The sequence below is a fragment of the Pseudomonas orientalis genome (assembly GCF_002934065.1).
Lineage (GTDB): Bacteria > Pseudomonadota > Gammaproteobacteria > Pseudomonadales > Pseudomonadaceae > Aquipseudomonas > Aquipseudomonas orientalis_A.
In genome coordinates this window covers 2051429-2071553 of the sequence record NZ_CP018049.1, presented here as the reverse complement: position 1 = coordinate 2071553, position 20125 = coordinate 2051429, and the positions used below count along the sequence as shown (strand labels likewise).

The 20125-nt window shown below is 63.1% G+C and carries 15 protein-coding genes; 10 read left to right on the top strand and 5 right to left on the bottom strand.

What is annotated here, in order from left to right:
• The first annotated feature begins 12 nt into the window (after positions 1 to 12).
• Genes BOP93_RS09445 through BOP93_RS09410 form a run of 8 tightly spaced genes read left to right on the top strand, consistent with a single transcriptional unit; the run spans position 13 to position 10737 of the window.
• Complete coding sequence (locus tag BOP93_RS09445) at positions 13 to 2004, top strand: GumC family protein (RefSeq protein ID WP_104502382.1); 1992 nt, start codon at positions 13 to 15, stop codon at positions 2002 to 2004.
• Positions 2004 to 3194 carry a glycosyltransferase gene (locus BOP93_RS09440; RefSeq protein WP_104502381.1) on the top strand — a complete coding sequence of 397 codons (1191 nt, stop codon included), beginning with the start codon at positions 2004 to 2006 and terminating at the stop codon, positions 3192 to 3194. The genes BOP93_RS09445 and BOP93_RS09440 overlap by 1 nt, the downstream gene beginning before the upstream one ends.
• On the top strand, positions 3184 to 4512 hold the full coding sequence (locus BOP93_RS09435) for a cellulase family glycosylhydrolase (protein WP_104502380.1): 1329 nt from the start codon (positions 3184 to 3186) through the stop codon (positions 4510 to 4512). The genes BOP93_RS09440 and BOP93_RS09435 overlap by 11 nt, the downstream gene beginning before the upstream one ends.
• An 8-nt stretch (positions 4513 to 4520) precedes the next feature.
• On the top strand, positions 4521 to 5738 hold the full coding sequence (locus BOP93_RS09430) for a glycosyltransferase family 4 protein (RefSeq protein WP_104502379.1): 1218 nt from the start codon (positions 4521 to 4523) through the stop codon (positions 5736 to 5738).
• Positions 5729 to 6832, top strand: a complete 1104-nt coding sequence (locus tag BOP93_RS09425; protein ID WP_104502378.1) for a glycosyltransferase family 4 protein — start codon at positions 5729 to 5731, stop codon at positions 6830 to 6832. The genes BOP93_RS09430 and BOP93_RS09425 overlap by 10 nt, the downstream gene beginning before the upstream one ends.
• A complete protein-coding gene (locus BOP93_RS09420) occupies positions 6829 to 8262 on the top strand; it encodes an O-antigen ligase family protein (RefSeq protein WP_104502377.1) in 1434 nt (477 codons plus the stop codon). Before BOP93_RS09425 ends, BOP93_RS09420 begins: the two co-directional genes overlap by 4 nt.
• The gene (gene murJ, locus BOP93_RS09415; protein ID WP_104502376.1) at positions 8262 to 9671 is read left to right on the top strand and encodes a murein biosynthesis integral membrane protein MurJ; all 1410 of its coding nucleotides are present in this window, start codon (positions 8262 to 8264) and stop codon (positions 9669 to 9671) included. The genes BOP93_RS09420 and murJ overlap by 1 nt, the downstream gene beginning before the upstream one ends.
• Before the next feature lie 22 nt (positions 9672 to 9693).
• Positions 9694 to 10737, top strand: coding sequence for an acyltransferase family protein (locus BOP93_RS09410; protein ID WP_104502375.1), 1044 nt, complete (start codon positions 9694 to 9696; stop codon positions 10735 to 10737).
• 148 nt (positions 10738 to 10885) lie between these two features.
• Here BOP93_RS09410 and BOP93_RS09405 read toward each other — a convergent pair whose 3' ends face one another.
• From BOP93_RS09405 to BOP93_RS09395, 3 genes are all read right to left on the bottom strand, one after another.
• Complete coding sequence (locus BOP93_RS09405; protein WP_104502374.1) at positions 10886 to 11458, bottom strand: DUF4174 domain-containing protein; 573 nt, start codon at positions 11456 to 11458, stop codon at positions 10886 to 10888.
• 152 nt (positions 11459 to 11610) lie between these two features.
• Positions 11611 to 12243 (bottom strand): glutathione S-transferase family protein, encoded by a 633-nt coding sequence (locus BOP93_RS09400; protein WP_104502373.1) that lies wholly within the window; start codon positions 12241 to 12243, stop codon positions 11611 to 11613.
• Between the two features lie 39 nt (positions 12244 to 12282).
• On the bottom strand, positions 12283 to 14640 hold the full coding sequence (locus BOP93_RS09395) for a DNA polymerase II (protein ID WP_104502372.1): 2358 nt from the start codon (positions 14638 to 14640) through the stop codon (positions 12283 to 12285).
• 205 nt (positions 14641 to 14845) lie between these two features.
• Between BOP93_RS09395 and BOP93_RS09390 the strand changes: the two genes are divergently transcribed.
• The gene (locus BOP93_RS09390) at positions 14846 to 17047 is read left to right on the top strand and encodes a TonB-dependent receptor (protein ID WP_104502371.1); all 2202 of its coding nucleotides are present in this window, start codon (positions 14846 to 14848) and stop codon (positions 17045 to 17047) included.
• 46 nt (positions 17048 to 17093) lie between these two features.
• On the opposite strand, the gene BOP93_RS09385 is transcribed toward BOP93_RS09390, so the two are convergent.
• Positions 17094 to 17561 carry an SRPBCC family protein gene (locus BOP93_RS09385; RefSeq protein WP_104502370.1) on the bottom strand — a complete coding sequence of 156 codons (468 nt, stop codon included), beginning with the start codon at positions 17559 to 17561 and terminating at the stop codon, positions 17094 to 17096.
• A 99-nt stretch (positions 17562 to 17660) separates the two neighbouring features.
• On the opposite strand from BOP93_RS09385, the gene BOP93_RS09380 reads away from it, so the two are divergent.
• Positions 17661 to 18062 carry a GFA family protein gene (locus tag BOP93_RS09380; RefSeq protein ID WP_104502369.1) on the top strand — a complete coding sequence of 134 codons (402 nt, stop codon included), beginning with the start codon at positions 17661 to 17663 and terminating at the stop codon, positions 18060 to 18062.
• A 1-nt stretch (position 18063) separates the two neighbouring features.
• Here the strand turns inward: BOP93_RS09380 and mrdA are convergent, their stop codons facing one another.
• Positions 18064 to 19956 (bottom strand): penicillin-binding protein 2, encoded by a 1893-nt coding sequence (mrdA, locus tag BOP93_RS09375; RefSeq protein WP_104502368.1) that lies wholly within the window; start codon positions 19954 to 19956, stop codon positions 18064 to 18066.
• Positions 19957 to 20125 lie beyond the last annotated feature (169 nt).

The following is a 20125-nucleotide window of genomic DNA, read 5'->3' as shown; positions in this document are numbered from 1 at the left end:
GAGCGACATCCCATGATCGAGATCCGTTCTTTTCGCGATCTTCTGCGCCTGTTCTTCATCTTCCGGCATGAGTTCAAGCTGGCGGCCATCGCGGCGCTGGTGATCATTCTGCTGGGGGCGTTCCTGCTGCCGGCCAAGTTCGAATCCACCGCGCGCCTGCTGGTCAAGCCGGGGCGTGATTCGACGCTGCCGATCGAGATCAGCAATCGCCAGGCGCTGGTGATGCCCAGCACTCAGCGCGACCCGATCGTCGATGAGGAACGCCTGCTCACCGGGCGCCCGATCGTACGCGCGGTGGCCGAGCATTACCTGGAAGTCATCGACAAAATGCCGCCGCCCGAAGGCGTCTGGCAACGCACCAAGTACTACGTCAAAAACGGCATCGGCGCAGTGTTCGATGGGGTGCGCGTGGTGTTGGAAACCGTGGGCGTGATTGAACGGACCACGCCGGTGGAGCGCCTCGCCGCAGGCCTGGAGAAGAACTTCGAAGTCAGCCACGCGGCCGGCTCCACGGTGATGGACATCAGCTTCAAGTGGAGCGACCCGCAAATCGCCCAGGCGGTGGTCAAGAGTTGGGTCGAGATCTACATCAACGAACGCACCCAGGCCCTGGGGCGCAAGAGCCTGTACGTCTTCTATGAAGGCCAGGTGTCCAACAGCGCCACCGAGATCAAGAGCTACAAGGAGCAGATCCTTGCCCAATTGAACCGCATCGGCGCGGCGAGCATCACCGATCGCCTGGAGGATTTGTCCGAGCGCATCAACGTGCTGCGCGGTGAAACCTTCAACACCACGCGCTTGATCGCTTCGTCCGACAGCGCCATTGCGAGCACGCGCACCCAGCTCAAGACCCAACCCAAGGAAGTGACCACGGTTCGCCAGATTGCGCTGAACCCGCAGCAGCAGGATTTACGTCGTCTGCTCAACCAGAAGCTGCTGGAAAAAGCCGACATGATGCGCACCTACACCGATAACGCGCCGCCGGTCAAAGCCCTGGATGCGTCGATTCAGGCGATGCGGGTCCAGGTCGCGAGTGAAAGCAACACCGTGCAAAGCTCGGAAAACCGCGCACCGAACACCCTGGAAATCCACTTGCAGCGTGTGCTGCTCGACGAGTCCAGCAACAACCTGGCGCTGCGTACCCAGCTGGTGCAACAGCAGAAGCAACTGGTCAACCTCGAGGCGCAACGCAAGGAAGCGCTGGAGATTGAACCGGAACTGGCGCGCCTGTCCCGTGAGCTGGGCGCCACCGAGCGCAACTACGCGCTGTACGTGGACAACCTGGAGAAATCGCGCATCGACCGTGAGTTGGATAACAGCCAGATCAGCAACATCGCGGTGATCGAGGAAGCCACCCTGAACCCGGGCCGCATCTTCCCCAAAACCCTGCTGATGCTGTTGCTGGCGATCCCGTTCGCCATCGTCGTCGGCCTGCTGGTGGTCTACCTGTGCTACCTGCTCGACCAGCGCATTCACGATGGCGGCCTGGTGGAACGCAAGTTCGGCCTGCCGCTGTGGACCACGTTGCCGGAGCTGGACACCAGCACCGCGCAAGGCACCAATGCGTTCAATGCAAGCATTTACCGGCTGTACGGCCTGCTGCAGCTGGACCGCGTGGCCGAACGCGGCCTGACCCTCGGGCTGACCTCGGCGCGCCACGGTGAAGGGGTGACCTTCGTGGTGGAGCAACTGCGCCAATTGCTCCAGGAAAACGGTATCACCGTGCGCGTCGGCGGGGTTGATCCGGCGGCGCCAGGTGAAGTGGTGCTGCTGGACGCCTCAGCGCTGCTGGACAACCGCGATGCCTTCGTCAACCTGCGCCGCGCCGACCTGATCGCGCTGGTGGTCGAAGCCCGCAAGAGCACGGTGCCGGTGGTGGAGCACGCGCTGTCGATCCTCAATACGGCGTTCGGCAAAGTCGATGGCATCATCATCAACCGGCGCAAGTTCGAAGTGCCGGCCAAGGTGCTGCGCACCATCGGCAAATACCGGGGGGCGTTCTGATGCGCATCGCCCTGCTTGCACCCTTGCCGCCGGAAAAAAACGGGATCGCCGACTATGCGAACCATTTCAAGACGGCATTGGAGCAACTGGGCGTGACGGTGCTGACACCGTTGAGTGGCGTGGAAGGCTCGAGCGCGACGATCAGGCAGGCCGTTGCCGCGTTCGACTGGAGCAGCGTAGACCTTGTCCACGCCGAGCTGGGCGGCGGGCGCCTGGGGGAGTTCCTGGCCTTGCGCGAGTTGCGCAAGGCCTACCCGGACCTGCCGCTGACGGCCACCGTGCATGACCCCGAGCGCATCGTGTGGCGGCGCGAGCACCTGCCCTTCCCGCTCAACCTGCTGGAACGCCTGCCCAGCCCGATGCCGCAGGCGGCAGTGGTGCTGGCAGACCCGCTGACCCTGCGTGAAGAACGCCAGATCGCGCGGGGCCTGACGCGGCTGATCACCCTCACCCGCCTGGGCGCCGATTGCCTCAGCCAGCGTATGCAACTGCCGGCCGGTAAGGTGGCGGTCATCCATCACGCCAACCTGGCGATTGCAGCCGTGGCCTTGCCGCCGCTGGACACGCTGCACCTGCTGTATTTCGGTTTTATCTACCGTGGCAAAGGCATTGAAGACCTGTTGCAGGCCCTGGCCGCCGTCTTCAAGCAAGCCCCACAATTGCGTGACCGTGTGCGCCTGACCCTGGCCGGTGGCACGGCCGCCGAAATGGCGTTTGGCGCGGGCGGTAATTACCTGGAGCAGTTGAACCGCCAGATCGCCGACCTCGGCCTGGCAGGCGTCATCGATTGGCGGCTGAACCTGCCGGCTGACGAGATTGCCCAGACGATCCAGGCCCACCATGTGATGGTGCTGCCGTACCGCGAATCGAAAAAACTCGGCCTGCTCGGCCGCCAGCGCGGCACCAGTGGCGCGCTGTCCTGGGCCGCCGCGTGCGGGCGTGGAGCGATTACCTCCGATGCGCGGGCGTTTGCCGAGGAAGTCGCCAGCGGTAACGGCGCGATCTATCCCGAAGGCGATGTGGCGGCGCTGGGCGAGCAGTTGTTGCGCCTGGCCCGTACACCGACCCTGGCCCGGGACTGGGCCGAACGCGCCGGGGCCATTGGCCGCGAACGCTTGTGGCCGCTGACGGCGCAGCACTTCAAGCAACTCTTCGAACAGGCAATTGCGGGAGCCCCGTATGGCGCGTAAACGGACGTATTTCGCCACCCTTGCGCTGGTCGCCGTCCTGGGTCTGACCGCCTTTATCTGGGGGCGCCCGGCCGATGCCGAGAACCACGTGCTCAAGGGCAACAAGGTGGTGGTGTGGAAGGACTTCCTCGGCGTGAACGCGCAGTTCCTGTGGTTCAGCCCCGAGCGCTACCAGTTGCAGATCGACCGCCTCAAGGACCTGGGCCTGGAATGGGTGCGTCTGGACCTGCATTGGGACCAGCTGGAGCCCGTCGCCGACCAATACCAGGTGGCGACCCTGGACCAGTTGGTGACCAAGCTTAAAGACAACCAGCTCAAGTCGGTGTTTTACCTGGTCGGCTCGGCGCCGTTTATCACCTCCGCGCCGGCGGGTGCGCCGTATCAGGACCAGTATCCGCCGCGAGATCCTAATGTGTTTGCGCTGCGCATGGCGCTGTTGGCCCAGCGCTACCCCAGCGTCGACGCCTGGCAGGTGTGGAACGAGCCGAACCTGCTGGGCTTCTGGCGCCCGGCGGCGGACCCGGACGGTTATGCCGAGCTGCTGCGCACCACCGCCGCCGCACTGCGCGCCGTCGCCCCGAACAAACCGGTAGTGGCCGCCGGCATGGCGTTTTTCAGCGAAATGCCCAACGGCCAGACCATGCTCGACGCCCTTGATGCCCTCGGCGTGCCGAGCCTGAACACCGTCATGTCCTACCACCCTTACACACAACTGCCCGAGGGCAACGACCCGGCCAACCTCGACTTCGTGGCCAAGACCAGTGCGCTCAACCAGAAGCTGAGGGACAGCGGCGTGAAAACCCTGTGGAGCACCGAGTGGGGCTGGTCGAACTACCTCGGGCCCAAGGAAGCCCAGGACATCATCAGCCAACAGGGCCAGGCCGATTACGTGATACGCCGCCTGGCGCTGATGAGCGCGCTGGATTTCGACAAGATTTTCCTGTTTACCCTGAACGACCTGGATCAGCGCGCCAGCGTGCGCGACCGCGCCTACGGCTTGCTCGATATCGACGCCAAGCCCAAGCCGGTCTACACCGCGTTGAAAAATTTCCTCGACATCAGTGGCCCGCAGCTGACCCCCGGTGACCCGCCCACCGCCGACCAATTGCCCGACGGCCTGTTCAGCGTCGGCTGGACCCGCGCCGATGGGCGCAAGCTGTGGTTTTTCTGGTCGGCCGGTGGCGGCAACGCGCATTTGCCGAACCTCGCCAGCGCGACGCTGTATGACCCGTTGCGCGGCACCCAGACACCGGTGAGCGGCACTGACGGGTTGACTGTCCCGGTCAAGTCGAACCTGCAAATTCTGTTATGGGATTGAAGCCCGCCATGCGCATTTTATGGATCCTGCCCTACTCGCCCTGGCCCGCCACCAGCGGCGGCAAGACGCGCCAGTTCCACTTGCTGCGCAGCCTGGCCGCGCGTGGGCACCGGATCACCTTGCTGCTGCACGACAAGCAGCCGGTGTCGCTGACCGATCGCCAGGTGCTGGAGGCGTTTCTCGAGCAATTGATCATCCTGCCGCGCCGCCCGCTGCGCAGCGTGAAAACCCTGGCGGCCGGGCTGTTTGCGCCTTACCCGTTGCTGGCCAGCGTCAACGGCCTGTCGGGAGCGTTGCAGGACCGGTTCAACCAACTGCTCAACGAACATTGGGACGTGGTGCAGGTCGAGCACACTTATACTTTCCAACCTTACGAAGATGCGCTGGTGCGTAAATCCCAACCCTTCGTGCTGACCGAACACAACGTCGAGTCGGCCCTTGGCGCGGCCACCTACGACCGCCTGCCACGTTGGGCGCTGCCATTTATTCGCTATGACCAATGGCGCTACACGCGCTGGGAGCGTCGCGTGATGCGCCAGGCCACCCAGGTGGTAGCGGTCACCGACAGCGATGCGCAGGTGCTGGAAAAAATCGCCGGCAAACCGGTGCCGGTGGTGGTCAATGGCGTGGATTGCGATCACTTCGCCGCTGCCCGTCCTGACCCGTCGACCCGCCGCGTGCTGTTCCTGGGCAACTATGAGTACGCGCCCAATGTGGATGCCATCGAATGGGCGCTGGATGAAATCCTGCCCAAAGTCTGGGAACACTGCCCTGACGCGCGCATGAGCGTGTGCGGCTTCGGCATGCCCGCCAGTTGGCGCGAACGCTGGCAGGACCCGCGCATCGAATGGCAAGGCTTTGTGCCAGACCTGTTGAGCCTGCAATCGACCTGTTCGGTGTTTCTCGCGCCGTTGCGCCATGGCGGTGGTTCCAAGCTCAAGGTTCTCGAAGCGCTGGCCGCCGGCCTGCCCCTGGCCAGCACCGAACAGGGGGTGTCGGGCCTGGACCTGGTGGACGGCCTGGATTACCTCGGCGGGCAAACCGTCGCCGGCCTGGCGGACGCCGTGGTGCGCCTGCTGCAGTCGCCCGAAACCGCCGCGCCCATGGGTGAAGCCGGCCGCGCCTATGTGCGACGGGCCCATGACTGGAGCGTTGCCGCCAGCCAACTGGAGCAGGTGTACGCCACCCTGTCGCCGCTCAATCAAAAGGAGCCCGCATGCGTGTAGGCCTGGATTACCGCACCGTCGGCACCTCCCCGCAATCGGGCATCAGCCGCCAGGTGTATGCGCTGGAAAGCGCCCTGCGCAGCGTGCCGGACCTGGAACTCGAGCGCTTTACGGTGGCGCCCCTGGGCGATGAAACGCGGTTGCAGGCGCACTGCCCGGCCTGGGGCTGCGCGAAAACGGCGATGCACCAGCCGCACAATCGCCTGCGCTTCGAAGCCGGTTTTTTACCCCGCGCCCTGCGCGAACAGCACATCGACCTGTACATCAGCACCTTCAATATGGGCCTGCCGTTGCCGCCCAGGCCCAAGGGATTGCGAACCGTGGTGCTGCTGCACGACCTGTTCCAGATCACCCTGGACAACTACCACGCCAATCGCCTGAAGGCATTGGTGTACAAGACCACCGATCGCCTGTCGATTGCCTATGCGGTACGCAGCGCCGACCGGGTGTGGACACCCTCCCAGTACAGCGCCGACGAAACTGCGCGGTTGTTTCCCCAGGCGGCGGGCAAGATTCGCGTGCTGCCCAATCAGGTGAACGGTTTCCACGAACCGGCGGCGGACCTGTCGGCGCGCCCATTGCCCAAGGGCTTCTGGCTGCTGGTGGGCACCCGTGAATTGCGCAAGAACGTGCCGTTCCTGGTGGATGCCTGGCAACAGGCGCGGCGCCTGTCCGTCAACGTGCCGGAATTGGTGCTGGTGGGCAGCCTGGAGCATTTGCCCGACGCCCAGCGCACGCTGGCGGGCATTCATGCGCTGAGTGGCGTCTCTGATGCCGAGTTGCACGGGCTGTACCGCCAGGCGTCACGTGTGTGGCAACCGTCCTACGCCGAGGGTTTCGGTTTGCCGGTGATTGAAGCGCTGAGCGTCGGCACCCCCGTGGCCGTGGCCAGCGGCACCTCGCTGGACGAAATCACCCCGCCGGCGGCACCGCGCTTTTCGCCCACCGACGGCCCTGCCCTGGTGCAACTGATGCTGAGCCTGGGTGAGCGCGGCGATGAAGGCACACCCGAAGACCATCGCCAATGGGCCGCACGTTTCAATCAACACGCCTATCGTCAGCGCCTGGCCGAACTGATCGAGGAACTGAAATGAGACTCTCCCTGGCAAGCCTCGTCGCTATCCTCCTCGGCGTGCTGTTTGGCGTGGTCGCCCTGGCGCTGTCACCGGCCAAGGCGTTTCTCGCCGTGATTGGCCTGGCGGCGGCCGTGACCATCCTGCGCTTTCCCTTCTGGGGCTTGTTGCTGTTCGCCCTGGTCGCGACCTTCATGCCCTACTCCACGCTCAACCTGGGCATCCGCAGTACGGTGTGCGAAGCGATTCTTGCGCTGACCTGGGGCGCGGTGCTGTGGCACAGCTTTCTGTCACGCCTGCCGGATGCGCCGCGCCTGGCCCGCCGCCCCACCGACCAGGCGCTGTTGTGGCTGATGCTGTTCAGTGTGTTCCCGTTCATTGTCGGCCAGGTCAGCATCCACGCCGAAAGCAGCGGAGTGGCCAACTGGCTGCGCTGGTTGCTGAATTTGTCGGGGGTGTTTCTCACGGCCAAGTTGCTGGTCGACTACAAGCGCCGCGAAAGCCTGGTGATCGCCCTGCTGCTGGGCACCCTGGCGATGCTGGTGATGTCGATCGCGGTGTTCGTGCGCACGCGCTCCGGGGCGGGGATTGCGCCGATCCTGGCGCTGCTCAATTACGGCAACTTCGACATGTTGAAATTCGGCCTGGAAGCCATGTCGTCACGCATGGGCTCGCCGTGGATGCACCCGAATGCCATCGGCGGGATCATGGCGCTGCTGCTGCCCCTGGCCTTCTGCTACGGCATGACCGAACAGGGTTGGAAACGCGCGCTGGGCCTGGGCGTGGCGTGCCTGGGGGCGGCGGCGCTGCTGCTGGCCAGCAGCCGGGGGGCGATGGTCAGCCTGGCGCTGGTGCTGATATGGCTGGCCGGCCGGCGCGTGCCCTACACCGGACGCTTGCTGATGATCGGCGCGGCACTGACCGTGGCGCTGGTCATGGCGTATCCGCCGTTGCAGGAGCGCCTGGCGACGATTTTTTCGTCGAGCAACGCCAGTACCGAAGTGCGTTTCGACGAGTACCGCATGTTCCCGCAGGCCGTGGCAGCGTACCCGTTCGGCATCGGTTTCAAGGTCGACCCGCCGGTACCGGACACGCACTTGCTGGGCATCTCCAACCTGTGGCTGAACTTCATCTACAAGACCGGCGTGATCGGCATGCTGTTGTTTATCGCGGTCACCGTGCGCTGGTGGCGTGAGGCCCGGCCGGAAAAAGGCCCGATCCGCCTGACCAAGGACAATGCGCTGTGGCTGGGCAGCACGGCTGGGATTCTGTCGGCGCTGGTCAGCGGTTTGTTTGACCACTACTTCAGCTTTGCCGTGGTGATGGTGGCGCTGTTCTGGCTGATGGTGGGGATTAACGTGCTGGAGGCGCGCCGCTTGTTCCCGGCGCGCCTGCCCCAGGTCAAGGCGGTGCTGTATCAAAAGCCGATGCTTGATGGCGCGCGGCCCTGATGCTCGGCTCCGCCGTATGGCTGACCGTGGCGACTCTGTTGGGTCTGTGCCTGGGTTTTGCGCGCGAGTGGTTGCTGGTGGCGGCCTGGGGCGCGGGCGAGCGCAGTGATGCGTTTCTGATCGCCTTGTTCCTGCCCGAGGCGCTGCGCATGTCGCTGGCCGGTGGCGTGTTGAGTGCCGCCGCGTTGCCGCTGTATCTGCAACGCCGGGATAGCGAACGCCTGGACTGGCTGGCGGTGCTGTTCCCGGCATTGATGCTGATCGCCCTGCTCACCAGCCTGTTGCTGATGCTGTTGGCGCCCTGGCTGGTGCAGGTGCTCGGCCCCGGGCTAGCCGCCGGCGCCACGAACCTGGCCGCCAGCAACCTGCAGATCGTGGCGTGGTGTGTACCGGGCCTGATGCTGCATGCACTGTTCAGCGTGCCGTTGCAGGCCAGCGAGCGGTTTGTGCTGGCGGGGTTGGGCTCGCTGCTGTTCAACCTGCCGCCGGTGACGTACCTCGCGTTGGCAGGCACCGCCAGCCAGCCCCACAGCCTCGCGCTGGCGTGCCTGGTCGGCAGCGCGTTGATGCCATTGGCGTTGCTGCCGTCGATCTGGCACCAGGGCTGGCGACCCTGGCGCATGCAGCTGTCGCTCGCGCCCTTACGCGAGCTGGGCCAACGCATCGGCCCCCTGTTGCTGAGCAACGGTGCCAGTCAGGGCCTGGCGTTGATCGAGCGTCTGGTGGCATCGCTGCTGGGGGAAGGCGCGGTGACCTGGGTCAACCTGGCACGCAAGCTGATGAACCTGCCGCTGATTGCGCTGATGAGCCTCAATCAAGTGCTGCTGGGCATGATGAGCCGGCGTCAGGGCGATGAACGCCTGGCCCTGCTCAAGCGTGGCCTGGAAACCGCCAGCGTGCTGACCTTGCCGGCCGGCGTCGGCCTGGTGGCGGCGGCGCCGAGCCTGGTGGCGCTGCTGCTGCCCAGCCAGTCGGCGGACTCGCCGCTGCCGCTGTTGCTGGCGTGGTTTGCCGTGCCGCTGGTATTCGGCGCCTGGAACGCCCTGCTCGCGCGTTACGCCTACGCCGCCGGCGATACGCGCCAGCCGCTGCGCTGCGAGCTGCTCGGCAGCCTGGTCAACGTGCTGCTGCTGAGCGTGCTGCCGTTTGCGTTTGGCTTGCCCGGCATCCCCCTGGCGGCGCTGGCCGGCGTGCTCTGCACCGCGCTGCTGCTGATGCAGCGCCAGGCGTTGCTAGGCGCTCTGCCGTGGGCCCGGCATTGGCTGATCAGCGCCGTGCTGATGGGGCTGGCGGCGCTGCTGTTGTTTCGAATCGAAGGCGTGTGGCTGCAACTGGGCTTGAGCACTCTGGCAGGCGCGGTGGTGTTGCTGGGTATGGGGCTGTGGCTGAAGCCGTGGCGCAAGGCGTGAATGATCGTTCGGGAAGACTCAAATGAAACATCGCTGGATTCAAATGGATATCGCCAAAGGCATCGGTATCCTGGTTATCGTGTACGCCCACAGTTGGTTTGTCGCCAACTCGGTGGATTTGCTCTACCCGATCATTGCCTCGTTCGTGCTGCCGTTGTTCTTCTTTTTGTCCGGGGTGTTCTTCAAGCCCGAGCAGCCGTTCGTGGAGATGGCGGTGCGCAAGGCCGATGGCTTGCTCAAGCCGTTCTTCTTCACCATGTTGGCGTATGTGATCGTGCGCGCTGTGCTGCGCGGGCAGCCGTTGCTGCCGGACATCGGCGGCGTGTTTTACGCCTCGGTGGATACCATCCCGTGGCAGGCGTTGTGGTTTTTGCCGCACTTCTGGGTGGCGATCCTGTTCAGTTGGCTGATGCTGCGGCTGATCCAGCGCCTGAAGCTGCCGTTGCTGGGCGCTTGCCTGCTGGCCGGCGCGCAACTGTTGCTCGGGGTCTGGACGCTGCCGTGGTTCTGGCAAGTGCCGGTCAGCGTCGGCGAGCAGACCTGGACAATGCCCGGCCTGCCCTTCAGCCTCGACGTCACACTGATCAGCAGCACCTACTTCATCTACGGCTACCTGCTGCGCGATTGGCTGCGTCGGCATGAGAGTTCGCTGTTGACCCTGCTGATTGCGGTGGCGCTGTTCGCCGCGGTGTTCCTCTACAGCCACGACACCATGGACCTGGCGCAGCGTCGCTATGACCACTGGTTGTGGACCAGCCTGCTGGCGGTGATCGGCGTGTACCTGTGCTGGGCGCTGGCGCGGGTGTTGATGGTGTCGAGCCTGCTGACCCGGATGATGACCTACATCGGCCAATCCACCTTGATCGTGCTGATCTTCCACGGCGAGATCCAGCACAAGACCTTCGACCTGATGGAGCGTCTGGGCCTGCATCCGTTCCTGGCGGCGTGTGTGGGCTTTGTGGTGGCGGTGGTGGTGTCGTTGCTGATCGGGGAAGTGATCAAGCGCGTGGCATTCCTGCGGTTTTTCTACTTTCCGTTTCCGCTGCGTAAAGCAGCTAAACCTTGAGCAGGCTGCATCGCTGATGTGATGGGGTATTAACGCATATCCCCTGTGGGAGGGGGCTTGCCCCCGATAGCGGTGGGTCAGGCACTGATATCTCAACTGCTCCACCGTTATCGGGGGCGAGCCCCCTCCCACATTTTGATCGGTATGCTCAGTCGTCCAGCTGTTGCGGCGCGGGCTTGCTACCCGGCTTGGCCGGTTTCGCGCCCTTCGCTGGCGCGGGTTCGACCGGTGCAGGTTCCGGTGCGGCAGCCGCTTCTTTTTCGGCCATCGGCATCTGGTCGATGGTACTGAAAAACTCTTTCAGATCGAGCGTATCCGGCGGCACGTTCTTCTCGAGCTTCTTGTCACCGTCCTTGCCCACCAGGATCACCTTGGTGCCGCTGCCGACACCCAGCTTGAGGGCGCGGATCAGCGCGTTGGTCTCAGGCGGTGTGAGCTTTTTGCTGTCCTTGGGGTCCTTGGCGAACTTCTCGCCTTCGGCGCCGATGCTGCCGAACTTCACGGTGTAGAGCACCATGCTGCGTTCTTCGAAGGACTGCTTGGTGGCAGGCTCTTCCAGTTGTTTCTTGAGCGTGGCCAACGTCGGGTTACCGGCATCGAGTTCCACCACGACCAGAGGGCGGGTTTTGCCCAGCTCCAGCTTGAGCGGATTATCATCGGCAGCCAACAACGGCCCCGTAAAAGCCATCAAGGTAGCCAGGGTCAGCGACCGGATGAGCATGCGCACCTCCTTTGAATTCCATGCAGGGTTCTTGAGTTTCATGTCTGCGACAGTCAAATTCAAGGATGATTCCTACGCCACGTTGAGAAGCGCAGGTCAGGGCGTACGCTACGCAAGGGTTTGCAGGGCGGCGAGGTGATTGTTTCCTCTGATTACGAGACCTTCCAATCCGGCCAATGCCGGGCGAATACGGGCGCCACAAGCGGGTCGGCGTCCACCCGTTCCAGAGTATGAGCAAAGCCTGGGGCCAGATTGTGCAGCGCTTCACGCGCCTCGTCCCAGCGCGACACCGCCGCCGCCATGATGCCCAATGCGTTGGGGACGTTGCCGGGGGCAAACAACTGGTCGGCAAATTGATCGGCGAACACCACCCAGGCCTGATGCAGATAGCGCCGCGTGCCGGTGATCAGTTGCGCTTGCAGGGCCTGATCCACGTTGCCCAGCCAGCGTTGCGGGTAGTCGATGATGCCGATGGCCGAATAGCAATTGGCGGCGATGTACAGCAGGCCGCGCAGAATCTGCGCGCGGTTGCCGGCCAGCAGGTCGGCCTGGGGATACTCAAGGCCCAGGTGGATCAGGATGGCGGCGCTTTCGGTCAGCACTTGGCCATCGGGGGTGACCAGGGTGGGAATCTGTTTCAGGGGATTGATGCGCGCAAGGGCTTCGCTGCCCTCGCTGTCCTGCCACGAACTGGCCTCCACGCGATGCCACGGCACGGCGCAGCGTTGCAGGGCGATTTCGATCATGCAGGAACCGGACTCGTCGGTGCCATAAAGCGTGTACATGGACGTTTCTCCTGAGTAACGGGTGTTGCGGCGATCCGCCTAGAACAGGCCCATCTGACCACCCACCAAAGTGCCAAAATCATCGTTCACGAACGGCAGGATCGCGTCCGCCACGGGCTGCAATTGCCGGGTCACGTAATGATCGTAGTCGATCGGCGCTTGCCGCACTTCCAAAGGCTCGGGGCCGTTGACGCTGATCACATAGCTGATCCAGCCGCCGCGCTGGTACTGGCGCGGGCGCCCGAGGCGGTCGTTGTATTCATCGGCCAGGCGGGCGGCGCGCACGTGGGGCGGGACGTTGCGTTCGTAGTCATGCAGCGCCCGGCGCAGGCGCTTGCGGTAGATCAGCAGGTCGTCGAGCTCGCCGCTCAAGGTGCGACGCACATAATCGCGGACATACTCCTGATGGGGCTGGCGATGGAAGATGCGCCGGTAGAGCTCCTGCTGGAATTGCCGCGCCAGGGGCGACCAGTCACTGCGCACGGTTTCCAGCCCTTTGTAGACCATCTCTTCGCTGCCATCGCCGCGCACCACCAGGCCGGCGTAGCGCTTCTTGCTGCCCTCCTCCGCGCCGCGAATGGTCGGCATCAGGAAGCGGCTGAAATGGGTTTCGTATTGCAGCTCCAGGGCGCTTTGCAGGCCGTACTCGGTGTGCAGATGGCTGCGCCACCAGTCGTTGACGTGCTGCACCAGCGCCTGGCCGATACGACCGGCGTCCTCGTTGGAATGGGCGCTGCCAAGCCAGACGAAGGTGGAATCGGTATCGCCGTAGATCACCTCATAGCCCTGGGCCTCAACCAGCTCACGGGTCTGGCGCATGATCTGGTGCCCGCGCATGGTGATCGACGACGCCAGCCGCGTATCGAAGAACCGGCAGCCGCTGGAACCGAGCACCCCGTAGAAGGCATTCATGATGATCTTCAGGGCCTGGGACAACGGTGCATTGTGTTCGCGCTTGGCCACTTCGCGGCCTTCGGAAACCCGCGTGACGATGGCCGGCAGGCAATGCCGGGTGCGGGAAAAACGCGCACCGCGAAAGCCTTCCACCGAGTCGCTGTCGTCGGGATGCCTGAGGCCTTCGATCAAGCCCACCGGGTCGATCAGAAAACTGCGGATGATCGACGGGTAGAGGCTTTTGTAGTCCAGCACCAGCACCGACTCGTAGAGGCCCGGGCGTGAATCCATGACAAAGCCGCCGGGGCTGGCCTGGGGCGGCTTGTCGCCGAGGTTCGGCGCAACGAAACCCTGGCGGTGCATCAACGGCATGTAGAGGTGGGTAAACGCCGCGACGGAACCGCCATTGCGGTCGGCAGGCAGGCCGGTGACGCTGGCGCGTTCGAGCAGGAACTCGAGCAGGCCGGTCTTCTCGAAAATCCGCGTGACCAACTCGCAGTCCTTGAGGTTGTAGCGCGCCAGGGCAGGCTTGTCCTCGGCGAACATGCGGTTGATTTCGTCCATGCGCTGGTAAGGCGTGGAGATGTCCTTGCCTTCGCCCAGCAGGGTTTGCGCGACGTTCTCCAGGCTGAACGACTCGAAGCTCCAGGTGGCCGAGCGCAGGGCTTCGATGCCGTCGATGATCAGCCTGCCTGCGGCCGCGGCGAAGTAGTGATTGCGGCTGCCGTGTTCGCGCCAGGTCATGGCTTCACCGCCGCGCCCGAGCAGCAGCGGCACGTTCAGGCGCTGGGCATGTTCGTGCAGTACGCGCAGGTCGAATTGCACCACGTTCCAGCCGATGATCGCATCCGGATCATGGGTGGCCAGCCATTGGTTGAGACGTTCAAGCAGTTGGGCGCGGGTGTCGCAATAGTCGAGCTTGAAATCCACCGCGTCGTGTTTGTTGGGCGGCCCGAGCATGTACACCTGGCGCTCGCCGCAGCCTTCGAGGGCGATGGAATAGAGATCGCCCTGGGCGGTGGTTTCGATGTCCAGGGACACCAGCTTCAACGGCGGACGGTAGTCGGGAGCGGGCTTCATCTGCGCGTCGAGCAGGGTGCCGTCCGCATCCGCAGTGCCGCCGAACCACACCGGGGCGGTGATAAAGCGTTCCATCATGTAGCGCTCGGGCGGCCGCACGTCGCCTTCATAGACGTCGACCCCGGCGCTGCGCAGGCGCTTTTCGATGTCCATCATCTGGCGGTGCTGCCGGGCGTAGAGACCCAGGACCGGTCGATGATGGAAATCGCACAACTGCAACGCGCGCAACTCGATGTCGCGCTCGTCCTTGAGCAGCCAGCCCAGCGGCTTGCGATGGATCTCGGGGATGAACATCACCGAGGTCTGCACGGGTAGGCGAATGCACCGAGGCCCTTGGTCGGTCGCCAGCCAGAAGCTGACCTGCGTACCCGCCGGAGTGTCGCGCCAATGCCGGGTCAGGACAAAACCCTGCTGTAAATCCACCGTACCGCACCTCGGCAATTGCTTTCAGGGCGTGATTCTACTCGGCATCCGGTCAAGGCGGCAGGTTAACTGTCATCTCACAAATCTGTTGCGGAACATGAATAACAATTACTATCATTCGCGCCGGAGTCGTATTCGCGCAGTGAGGAAGCGCACTGCTGTTGCCCCCTTCCTCATCATTGACGGTTCACCGTCCGGATTGACCATGCCTCTGTGTAGCCGCCTCGCTGTGCCCTTTCGCCCTACCGTGCTTGCCCTTTGCTGCGCCCTTAGCGTTGCCGCGCAGGCCGATACGAGCAACACCTTGCAACTGGACGCCACGCGCATCGATGCCCAGGCCCCCGCGCTCGATGCGTTGCCTGCGGTGTACGCCGGTGGGCAGGTTGCCCGTGGCGGCCAACTGGGTGTGCTGGGCAACCAGGACATCATGGACGTGCCGTTCAGCATGTCCTCCTACACCGAGCAATTGATTCGCGACCAGCAGGCGGAAACGGTCGGCGATGTGTTGCTCAATGACGCGTCCGTGCGCCAGGCGTCAGGGTATGCGAACCAGGCCCAGACTTTCATGATTCGCGGTTTGCCGTTGAATGGCGACGATATTTCCTATAACGGTTTGTACGGCATCCTGCCACGCCAGATTATGTCCACTGACGCGCTGGAACGTGTGGAAGTGTTCAAGGGCCCCAACGCGTTCATCAATGGCGTCACGCCGGGCGGCTCGGGGATCGGCGGCGGTGTGAACCTGCAACCCAAGCGCGCCGGTGACGTGCCGCTGCGCCGCTTCAGCACGGACATCAGCAGCGATGGCCGGGTGGGCGAGCATCTGGATATCGGGCAGCGCTTTGGTGAAGACCACCGTTTTGGCGCGCGGCTCAACCTGTCCCAGCGCGAAGGCGACACCGGTATTGACGACGAAAACCAGCGGTCGAAACTGTTCGCGGCCGGCCTCGATTACCGTGGCGATGCACTGCGCCTGTCGGGTGATTTCGTGTATCAGAAGCAGCGTATCAATGGCGGACGCAACTCCGTGTTCCTGGGCAGCGCGACCCGCGTCCCGGATGCGCCTTCGGCGGATACCAACTATGCGCCCCGCTGGAGCAGCACCAACCTGGAGGACACCCTGGGCATGCTGCGCGCCGAATACGACCTGAATGAAAACTGGACGGCTTACGCTGCAGGCGGTGCCAAACACAGCCGGGAAATGGGCCGATATTCCTCGATTACCCTGACCGATAACCTCGGCAATGCCACCTCCAGCCGCTCGACCATTGCCCACGAAGAAGACAACGCCAGCCTGATGGCCGGCTTGAACGGCAAGTTCCAGACCGGCGCCGTCAGCCACCGACTCAACGTCGGCCTGGCCGGCATCTGGACCCAGGTGCGCAACGCCTATGTGTTCAACGGTTCACCCGGTACGACCAACCTCTACAACCCTGTAACCGGCGCACCACCCACGCTCAACACGCCGCGCAACACCCCTGGCACCGACTTCAGCGACCCGACCATTACCGCCAAGACATTCGTGCGCAGCGCTGCGGTGTCCGACACTCTTGGTTTATTCGACGACCGTCTGTTGGTGACATTGGGTGCACGTCGCCAGCAGATGGTGGTGCAGGGCTACAACTACATGAGCGGCACACGCACGGCCAACTACGACGAATCGATCACCACGCCGGTCTACGGCATTGTGTTCAAACCGTGGGAGCACGTGTCGCTGTACGCCAACCGCATCGAAGGCCTGGCCCAGGGCCCCACCTCGCCGCTCAAATCCGGTGACCGGACGATCATCGGTGGCGGGCAAGCTTACGCACCGGCGCGCTCCAAGCAGATCGAAGCGGGCGTCAAGGTCGACATGGGCACCTATGGCGCCACCCTCGGCGTGTACCGTATCGAGCAGCCAGGCGCGGGTTATGCAGAAGTCATTGATGCAACCACCGCCCGCTATGTGCGCGAAGGTCAGCAGATCAACAAAGGCGTCGAACTGAACGTGTTCGGCGAACCGGTAAGCGGCCTGCGTCTGCTTGGAGGTGTGACGCTGATGAAGACCGAACTCAAGGGCACCCTCAACGGCGCCAACGACGGCAACCGCGCCATCGGTGTCCCTTCGTTCCAGCTCAACGCCGGGGTGGATTGGGACGTGCCCGGCCTGCAGGGCGTGAGCCTCAATGGGCGCATGCTGCGCACGGGCGGCCAGTATGCCGACGCGGCGAACAACCTGAGCCTGCCGGCCTGGAACCGCTTCGACGTGGGCGCGCGCTACACCTTCGCGCTGGCTCAACGTGAAGTGACACTGGGCGCTACGGTGGAGAACGTCGCCAACGAGAAATACTGGGAATCGGCCCAGGGTGGCTTCCTGAGCCAGGGTGACCCGCGAGTGGGGAAGCTGTCGGCGACGATTGATTTCTGAATCCGCGATTGTTGACGATGGGCATCAGCGTTGATGCCCGTTCGCGTCAGGCGCGCTGGGCCTTGTTCAGATAGGTTTCGATGTTGCCCATTTGCTCATCCCAGCCCCGGGAGTTCATCTTGAACGCTTTCTGGCGTCGAGCCTGGGGGACGTTGTCGAAACCCGACTCCACCACCCGCAGCAGAATGCCCGGCGCGCGATCCTCAAGGGTGAATTCCACCAGCGTCGGTGTTTCCTTGTCGTAGTCGATACTTTTATCTACCGCGAAGGGATGCCACCAGAAAGAAAACAGGGTTTGCGGCAAGATGCGTTCGATCCTGGCCTTCCACACCACGTGCTCGTAGCCTGGATAAGTGATCTGCGCTTCGAGGGTTTCGCCGGCCACAAAGGTTTTTCCCTTAAGGGCGATACCGAACCAATCACCAAATCGCTCAGCATGGGTGAGCGCTTCCCACACCTGTTTACGTGATGCGTTGAGCAGGACTTTCCGTTCGATGCGATCCAATACGTGCATAAGTCACCTCCTCCATTGAACACTAGGCGACATCGACCAATGCGCAACTTTTGGTTATGCGCGATGATGATGTCCCCATCCTTGACCTGGTCATAGGTTATGACTGAACGCTTGAAAGGAAGTTGCTTGTGCAAAGGAGTGGGCTACCAGGTGGACCGCCTGGACATGCCCATCAGTCAGTGCCACTGCAACAGTTGTCGCAAGGCGCACGCGGCCGCGTTTGTCGCCACGGCCGGCGTGATGCGCGAACACTTTCGCTGGACTCACGGTGAAGAATTGCTGTCGTCGTTCGAGTCATCACCGGGCAAGCAGCGCCATTTCTGCTCGCGCTGCGGCTCCCATCTGATCGCCGAACGCGCGCACCAACCCCACGTAATCGTGCGGGTGGCGACGCTGGACGATGATCCGGGCACCAGGCCCATCGCCCATATCTGGACAAGCCATGATGTGCCCTGGCTTGTTGATGACGGCGTAGAGCGCTGGGGCGAATGGAAAGTCTGAGTCAGACGCGCGGGTCGCCAGGCGCCTTGGCCGGCGTCGCATATTGCGGCTTCAAATGACCCTCCTGGTCGAGCAGCCAGGCATCCATGATCTGCCGCACCACGGGGCCCGCTACTCGGCCACCGGCCTCACCGTTTTCGATCATCACCGAGATCACGATCTTAGGATGTTCGGCTGGCGCGAAGCCGACAAACAAGGCGTTATCGCGATGACGCTCCAGCGTCTTGTTGCGGTTGTAACGCTCGCCCTGCTTGATCGCCACCACTTGCGCGGTGCCGCTTTTGCCGGCGATGCGGTATTGGGCACCTTGCGCGGCCGCGCGGGCGATACCGCGTGGGTCGTGCATGACCAGTTGCATGCCGTGGTTGACCTGTTCCCAGTCACGCGGGTCCTTGAGGACTACGTTGGGCATCGGGTTCTCATCCACCGGTGGCACGCCGTTGATGGTCTTGGCCAGGTGCGGCCGGTTCCATACGCCTTTGTTGGCGATCAGCGCAGTGGCCTGGGCCAGCTGCAGCGGGGTGACCTGCATATAACCCTGGCCGATGCCCAGGATCACGGTTTCGCCGGGGAACCAGGGCTGGCGGCGTGTGGCGCGTTTCCAGGCCTGGGAAGGCATCAGCCCGGCGGACTCTTCGAACATGTCCAGGGACACCTTCTGACCCAGGCCGAATTCGGCCAGGTAATCATGCAGGCGATCAATGCCGAGTTTGTGGGCCAGGTCATAGAAGTAGGTGTCATTGGAGCGCATGATGGCGGCGTCCATATCTACCCAGCCGTCGCCGCTGTGGTTCCAGTTGCGGTATTTGTGATCGAAGTCCGGCAGCTGGTAGTACCCTGGATCGAACACGCGGGTTTGTGGTGTGACCACGCCGCTGTCGAGACCTGCGATGGCCACTTCGGGCTTGATGGTCGAGCCTGGCGCATACAGCCCGCGCAGCACGCGGTTGAACAGCGGGCGGTCGATGGAATCATGCAGTGCGGCATATTCCTTGAAGCTGATACCGGTGACGAACAGGTTCGGGTCGAAACTCGGCTTGCTGACCATGGCCAGCACCTCACCGGTTTGCGGGTCCAGGGCAACCACCGAACCACGACGATCACCCAGGGCCTCCTCGGCGGCTTCCTGGAGCTTGACGTCGAGACTCAAGACAATGTTTTTACCGGGGATAGGGTCCGTGTGCTTGAGCACCCGTAACACCCGCCCCTGAGCGTTGGTTTCGACTTCTTCATAACCGACATGACCATGCAGTTCCGATTCGTAGAAGCGTTCGATGCCGGTTTTGCCGATCGATTGGGTGCCGCGGTATTCCACTGAATCGAGGGCCTTGGACTCTTTCTCGTTGATTCGTCCGACATAGCCAATGGAGTGAGCGAAGTGCGTACCCAATGGGTAGTGGCGAACGAACTGGGGCTCAACGTCTACACCCGGTAGGCGGAACTCGTTGACGGCCAGGACGGCGATCTGCTCTTCGGTCAGCTCGTAGAACAGCGTGACGGGAACAAACGGATGGCGGGCCTGTTTGAGCGCTTTGTCGAACACAGCGCGATCTTCGGCGGGCAGGTGTAACAAGCTGACGATCGCGTCCAACTCACCCTTGAGGTCGGTGGTGCGCTCGCGGGTGATGGTCAGGTTGTAGCTGGGGCGGTTGTCGGCCAGGACCACACCGTTGCGGTCATAGATCAAGCCGCGCGTGGGGGTGATGGGCAGCACGTGGACGCGGTTGTTTTCGGAAATGGTGGAGTGATAGTCGTATTGCACGACCTGCAGGAAGTACATCCGGCCCACCAGGGCGCAGGTGATACCGATCACCAGGAGTGCGCAGGCAAGCAAACGTTTGTTGACCAGACGGTGTTCTTTTTCGTGGTCCTTGATGGGTATCGGTTCAGGCATTTCTACAGCATCTCGTTGAAAAAGGTCGACGCCGCGTCCTGCGGATAAAGATCAATCCTTGTGAAAATGTGCTGCACCATACCAAAAATGCAGAAACACTTTGTATCGATTTACCTGAACGGCGGGTTATTTCATCCAAGGAAGCGAAGGTGCGGTAGTAAGCGAGCGG